The following is a 2,310-nucleotide window of genomic DNA, read 5'->3' as shown; positions in this document are numbered from 1 at the left end:
CGCGCGCGGCGGGCGAGCCGTGGGCGGGCTCGCCGTGGGGCGGCGGCGGGGACGACGGCACGGGTCAGGCGCCCTTGGCGGCCCGGAAGCCCGCGTCGAGGTCGGCGAGGATGTCGTCGACGTGCTCGATGCCGACCGCGAGCCGGACCAGGCCCGGCGTCACGCCGGACCGGAGCTGCTCCTCGGGCGTGAGCTGGCTGTGCGTCGTCGACGCGGGGTGGATGACGAGCGAGCGGACGTCACCGATGTTCGCGACGTTCGAGTGCAGCTCGAGCGCCGACACGAACGCCTGACCCGCCTCGCTGCCGCCCTCGATCTCGAACGCCAGGACGGCGCCCGCGCCGCGGGGCGCGTACTTGAGCTGGTTGGCGTGCCACGGCGACGACTCGAGGCCCGCGTAGTGGACCGTCACGACGTCCTCGCGCGCCTCGAGCCACTCGGCGACCTTCTGCGCGTTCGCGACGTGCCGCTCGACGCGCAGCGACAGCGTCTCGATGCCCTGCGCGATGAGGAACGCGTTGAACGGCGAGGCCGCGGCGCCCAGGTCGCGCAGGAGCTGGATGCGCGCCTTGAGGATGTAGGAGAGGTTGACGCCGAAGACGCCGTCCTTGCCGAGCGCCTCGCCGATGACCAGGCCGTGGTACGACGGGTCGGGCTTGCTGAAGCCCGGGAACTTCTCCGGGTCGGCGGTGTAGTCGAAGCGGCCCGCGTCGACGATGACGCCGGCGATCGCGGAGCCGTGCCCGCCCAGGTACTTCGTCGCCGAGTGCACGACGACGTCGGCGCCCCACTGCAGCGGGTTGATGAGGTACGGCGTCGCGACGGTGTTGTCGACGATCAGGGGGACGCCGTTCTCGTGCGCGACGTCCGCGACGAGCTCGATGTCGAGGACGTCGGACTTCGGGTTCGGGATCGTCTCCGCGAAGAACAGCTTGGTGTTGGGGCGGACGGCCGCGCGCCACGACTCGGCGTCGTGCGGGTCCTCGACGAACGTCGTCTCGATGCCGAGCTTCGGCAGCGTGTAGTGCAGCAGGTTGTACGTGCCGCCGTAGAGCGAGGGGCTCGCGACCACGTGGTCGCCCGCCTCGGCGATGTTGAGGATCGCGAACGTCTCGGCCGCCTGGCCCGAGGCGACGAGGAGCGCGCCGACGCCGCCCTCGAGGTTCGCGATGCGGTTCTCGACGACCTCGGTCGTCGGGTTGCCGATGCGCGTGTAGATCGGGCCGAGCTCCTTGAGCGCGAACCGGTCCGCGGCCTGCTGCGCGGAGTCGAAGACGTACGACGTCGTCTGGTAGATCGGCAGGGCACGCGCGCCCGTGCTCGCGTCGGGGGCCTGGCCCGCGTGGATCTGGCGGGTCTCGAAGCTCCAGCTCTCGTTGCTCATCGGTCTGCTCTCTCTCGGGGATCCGTGGGTGCTCGGTCCGCGGGGAGCTCGGGCAGCCGACGTCCGTCCCGCGGAAGGGGGTGGAGGGGCGCACGTGTCGAGCGTCTGGCTCGTCGCGGGGGGCCGGGGCGACCGGTCACCTGTCCGCGGGCATGCCGAACGTGCGCTGGTCAGCGACACATTCGACGGGTCATGGGACCGAGAGTACGAGCGACCATCCGCAGGATGACACAGCCGTCCCGTGATGTGAGACGAGCGGAACGGGTGCGCGACGCCCCGACAGGGCGATCTCGGCCGAACGGGTGAGCGTTCGTCCGATACGTCCCTAACCACAACGGTGTGACTCGTGTTGCTCGTGTGACTTGTGTTCACTTCTGTGACTCACGTGGGTAGCGTCGAACCGCGAACAGGCCCGGGGAGGGGCCCGTGCGAGCGTCCGGAGGAAGTGCAGTGGTGCGGTTCGACAGCGTGCTCGGTGCCGACGAGGGCCGACGCCGGGTGCCCCGGCGGACCCTCCGGCTGGTGACCGCCGCGGTCGTCGTCGCCACCTCCGGGATCATCGGAGCCGACGTCGCCGCCGCCGACCCGACGCCCCCGTCCGCGCAGGACGTCCGCGACGCGCGCCGCGCGGTCGACGCCGCGTCCCGCTCCGTCGCCGAGATGGAGCTGCGCCTCGCGCAGCTCTCCGCGCAGTCCGACGCCGCCCAGCTGGCCGTCCAGAAGGCCGGCGAGGACTACACCGTCGCGCTCGCCGCCGCCGAGGCCGCCAAGGTCGCCGCCGCCGACGCCGTCCAGCGCTCCGCCGACCTTCCAGGACGTCTCCGTGCACGACCCGTCGGTCGTCACGGCGGACGACGAGATCTGGGTGTTCGGCAGCCACCTCGCCGCCGCGAAGACCGACGACCTGCTCCACTGGGAGAAGGTCG

At 71.8% G+C, this 2,310-nt stretch carries 1 protein-coding gene and 1 pseudogene; one reads left to right on the top strand and one right to left on the bottom strand.

Annotation, left to right across the window (positions count from 1 at the left end):
- Positions 1–64: 64 nt before the first annotated feature.
- A complete protein-coding gene (locus HGA02_RS16795) occupies positions 65–1,384 on the bottom strand; it encodes a bifunctional o-acetylhomoserine/o-acetylserine sulfhydrylase (protein WP_168680295.1) in 1,320 nt (439 codons plus the stop codon).
- Between the two features lie 522 nt (positions 1,385–1,906).
- On the opposite strand from HGA02_RS16795, the pseudogene HGA02_RS16790 reads away from it, so the two are divergent.
- A pseudogene (locus HGA02_RS16790) lies at positions 1,907–2,310 on the top strand (hypothetical protein); the annotation flags it as partial.

This window comes from Cellulomonas septica, from assembly GCF_012396155.1.
GTDB lineage: Bacteria > Actinomycetota > Actinomycetes > Actinomycetales > Cellulomonadaceae > Cellulomonas > Cellulomonas septica.
The sequence above is the reverse complement of the archived record's forward strand: the minus strand, read 5'-3'. Positions and strand labels throughout refer to the sequence as shown.